The 1,155-nt window shown below is 27.7% G+C and carries 2 protein-coding genes; both read left to right on the top strand.

The window, feature by feature from the left end; translation table 11 throughout:
* The first annotated feature begins 2 nt into the window (after positions 1 to 2).
* Entirely contained in the window at positions 3 to 272 is a 270-nt protein-coding gene (locus ADA01nite_RS21700) for a PadR family transcriptional regulator (protein WP_146812502.1), read from the top strand.
* Between the two features lie 10 nt (positions 273 to 282).
* On the top strand, positions 283 to 990 hold the full coding sequence (locus ADA01nite_RS21695; protein ID WP_146812501.1) for a VanZ family protein: 708 nt from the start codon (positions 283 to 285) through the stop codon (positions 988 to 990).
* Positions 991 to 1,155: the final 165 nt, after the last annotated feature.

Raw genomic sequence — 1,155 nt, 5'->3', positions numbered from 1 at the left:
TTTTGGTTATTAAACAGAAAGATACATATGGATACGAGATTGTCCAAACATTAAAAGAAAAAAGTAATACATTTTATGAAATGAGTCACGGAACTCTTTATCCAGCTTTGAAACGTTTAGAGCAAAAGAGTTTGATTGAATCATACTGGGGAGAATCTGAGGTTGGGATACGAAGAAAATTTTATCGTATTACAATAAAAGGACAAATGGAGTTAGAAGAAAAACTTAATCAGTGGCACAAAATTCATAATTTAATTCAATCCTGTATATAGGGGGATAGGAATGGATCGATTAAGAAAGTATATTGATGAAATTATTCAAGATTTAGATTGTGACGCTAATGAAAGGGAGGAGTTATCTGAAGAATTTTATGATCATCTTTTAGCTCTTAAAGATGAATATATGAATAAAGGTAAAACAAAGGAAGAAGCGGAAAAACTATCTATTAAAGAGTTTGGAAATTCGAAAATTATCTCTACAGATTTACAAAAGTTGATTTCCCCCTATCATAAAATAATAAAGAATCTATTTTGGTTTGTCTTTATAGCTTATTCCCTGATATGTATAAATAAACTTTTTTTAAGCCCACGTAGGCTTGCTAATATAAAATTTCCTGAGCATTACTTACCTAGTTATAATTTGATCCCATTTAAAAATACTTTTGAATATGCTACACAATTTCCAGATAGAATTGAAGTGTGGTTATATCCTTTATTTTACAAAGTGTTGCTTTTTATTCCTTTTGGATTTTTACTTCCATTTCTATTTAGAAACATGCAAAAGACAAAAAATACAGTTCTTTTAGCTATAATAGTAAGCGCAACAATTAAAACTTTACAATATATTACCCATTTAGGTGAATTTGATGTGAATGATATGATATTAAATCCGATTGGTGCTTTGATTGGATTCTACACGTTCATTCTACTAAGAAAAATAAACATAAAATCTTTTAACAAAAAGAGGACTTCTTATAAAAAAGCTTACTGATATCGATATAATTGCTATGTTAAAACATTAATGTTCACTTTTTGAAATCCTTTTTGTCTAAAAGTAATTTTCATATAAAAGACCGATAAATCACTATAAAAGCAGTGAATTACCGGTCTTTTTTGTAGAAAAAATTTTCTATGGTATTAAATCTATTGTTAATAA

Origin of the sequence: Aneurinibacillus danicus, from assembly GCF_007991215.1 — a bacterium.
Classification (GTDB): Bacteria; Bacillota; Bacilli; order Aneurinibacillales; family Aneurinibacillaceae; genus Aneurinibacillus; species Aneurinibacillus danicus.
This window is presented reverse-complemented; position numbering and strand designations above follow the sequence as displayed.

Excerpts from the sequence above, each read along its gene's own strand:
- ADA01nite_RS21695 (WP_146812501.1), top strand. The coding sequence starts at position 283 with ATGGATCGATTAAGAAAGTATATTGATGAAATTATTCAAGATTTAGAT.